At 69.9% G+C, this 1,866-nt stretch carries 3 protein-coding genes and 1 pseudogene; all 4 read right to left on the minus strand.

Annotated elements, in window-relative coordinates:
* Positions 1–212, minus strand: a pseudogene (locus H5J33_RS33575) (metal-dependent phosphohydrolase); the annotation flags it as partial.
* A 111-nt stretch (positions 213–323) separates the two neighbouring features.
* Entirely contained in the window at positions 324–635 is a 312-nt protein-coding gene (gene rsrA, locus H5J33_RS33580; protein ID WP_181798461.1) for a mycothiol system anti-sigma-R factor, read from the minus strand.
* Entirely contained in the window at positions 632–1,318 is a 687-nt protein-coding gene (sigR, locus tag H5J33_RS33585; protein WP_309485549.1) for an RNA polymerase sigma factor SigR, read from the minus strand. Before sigR ends, rsrA begins: the two co-directional genes overlap by 4 nt.
* A 257-nt stretch (positions 1,319–1,575) precedes the next feature.
* On the minus strand, positions 1,576–1,866 hold a 291-nt coding region (locus tag H5J33_RS33590), incomplete at its 5' end, for an alpha/beta family hydrolase (RefSeq protein WP_399552995.1).

Here is a 1,866-nt window from a genome sequence, read left to right on the forward strand (position 1 = left end):
GGCGGCAGCAGGAACGCTCCGGCGAGCAGCACCGGGTAGAAGGTGCCGCCGAAGCGCCGGTGCACGGCGTGCTCACAGGCCGCGTAGAGTGCGGCGAGCAGGGTCGGTGCCAGCCAGGAGCCGGGGCTGTCCGGCGGCCGGTACAGGCAGGGGACGGCCAGCAGGGCGACGGCGGCCACATAGCCGCGCGCCCTCGCCGGTACCGTGTCCATCACGCCCCTCCCCGACCGTGTCCGTCCAGGCTCGGAGCCTAGGGCGGCAATCGGGGGGTGTGGGGCTTATGACCTGAGGATTAGCACGTACGGGTGATTTGACCCGGCGTGTCAGCTCTCCTGGTGCGCGGTCGGCGCACGGGTGACGTCGCGCTCCGGCACGGTCTGCCCGGAGCGGATCAGCTCGATCCGCCCCATGACCTTGGCCCGCAGGTCGGCCGGCACGTCATCATGCCCGCAGCACCGCTTGACCAGCTTCTTCACCGCCTGCTCCAGCCCGTACTTCTCCAGGCACGGGGAGCATTCCTCGAAGTGGTGCTGGAACTTGTCGCGATCGATGTCCGGCATCTCGCTGTCGAGGAACTCGTACAGGTGGTCGAGGACCTCACTGCAGTCCGTCTCGTGCGGCTCTCCGCAGCTCATGAGCCCGAGCCTTTCGCTTCGTTCGACTCTCCGGCGCCCGCCGGGACCAGCCCGCGCTCGCGGGCGTAGTCCTCCAGCATGCCGCGCAGCTGACGGCGGCCCCGGTGCAGCCGGGACATCACCGTACCGATGGGTGTCCCCATGATGTCGGCGATCTCCTTGTAGGCAAAGCCCTCCACATCCGCGAGATAGACGGCGATGCGGAATTCCTCGGGGATCGCCTGCAGGGCTTCCTTCACGTCCGAGTCGGGCAGGTGGTCCAGCGCCTGCGACTCGGCGGAGCGCAGACCCGTCGACATGTGCGACTCGGCGCGCGCGAGCTGCCAGTCCTCGATCTCCTCGGCCGCGCTGCGCTGGGGTTCGCGCTGCTTCTTGCGGTACGAGTTGATGAAGGTGTTGGTGAGAATCCGGTACAGCCACGCCTTGAGGTTGGTGCCCTCGCGGAACTGGTGGAAGGACGCGTACGCCTTGGCGTAGGTCTCCTGCACCAGATCCTCGGCGTCGGCCGGGTTGCGCGTCATGCGCAGCGCGGCCGAGTACATCTGGTCGAGGAACTCGAGCGCGTCCCGCTCGAAGCGCGCGCTGCGCTGCGAGCTGGTCTCGGACGCGCCGATGCCCTGGCCCTCGGGCAGCTCCGCCTGGCCGTTGTCGGTCCCTGCGTCGGTCCCAGCGACCGGACCCACCTCCTCAAGATCCCGGGTGGGACCGAAGCCGATCCCACTCGTTTCGGAGGATAGAACACGACCCGTGCCCGCCGCCGCTCGAATAGGAGCCGTCTTGGCCGCGTGCAGCACCGACCAGTCCAGGTCAGCGGCGCTGCGGCGGCTCGGGCAGATGGTCGAACCCATGCGGCGGACTTCCTCTCGTGCTACGACGTCGGTGCCGGGCTCCCGGCACTCCTGACGCCCTCAACAGCGGACCGCCGCCCGGCATTCCCGGGTCACCCGAGTGACGCCACCCACTCCAGCACCGCGCCGGTGACGATCTCCAGTGCCCGTTCCCCGGTGATCTCCGCGCGCTTGGGCACGGCCAGGCCGTGATCGGCGCCGGGCACCTCGACCAGGCCGTAATCGCCCGGGGGGAACTCGGCCGGCTTGCCGAAGGGGTCGTTGCCGCCCTGCACCACCAGCGTGGGCACCCCGGCGTCCAGCAACTCCCCGGCGCGGGACTTCTCCGGTCTGCCCGGCGGGTGCAGCGGGAAGCTCAGCGCGAGCACGGCGTGCGCGCCCAA

The organism is Streptomyces sp. WELS2, assembly GCF_013870595.1.
GTDB lineage: Bacteria > Actinomycetota > Actinomycetes > Streptomycetales > Streptomycetaceae > Streptomyces.